Consider the following 513-nt stretch of genomic DNA (forward strand, 5'->3'; position numbering starts at 1 on the left):
TAATCGTGTTCTGATCTTGTTCCTGCTGCTTCGCGGACTCGTCGAGTGCATCGATCACTTCGGGACTACGTCCGATCAGCGCATACCGCTCACCGGTTTCCGGGTCATAGATATCGTCGACTGAGCGGCCATCGGGTGTCGTGGTGCCCGATGGGGTGACCTGATAACCCAGGGCACGTAGATCCTTGCGAGCCTCACCCTCGGGTGTCCACTTCGTTGACTCCTGCCACGTCTGGCCGGTGTTCGGGTCGGTGTACTCGTTGACCCGGCTCCCGTCATCGAGCGTTCGCGGTGCGGCGTACATCCCCGACCGGCGCGCCGAGTCACGCTGTTCGATCGCCTCGCGTTCCCCGACATCGGTATTCGTTCTATCCCTGAACGCCGACCAATCCGACTCCCCCTCCGACGACACGGTGCGCACCATCCCCGACGACCGCCCACGCGACAATCCGCTGCTACGACCACCAGCCACCAACGCCGCCGCACCCACGAGCAGCCATACGGCGAGCGGGA

At 63.7% G+C, this 513-nt stretch carries 1 protein-coding gene; it reads right to left on the reverse strand.

The features are described 5' to 3' along the window. Positions 1 to 424 (reverse strand): RNA methyltransferase (locus GOARA_RS03145; protein WP_040521587.1); only part of this gene is annotated, 424 nt, incomplete at its 3' end. Positions 425 to 513: the final 89 nt, after the last annotated feature.

It is taken from the genome of Gordonia araii NBRC 100433, from assembly GCF_000241265.1.
GTDB classification, from domain to species: Bacteria; Actinomycetota; Actinomycetes; order Mycobacteriales; family Mycobacteriaceae; genus Gordonia; species Gordonia araii.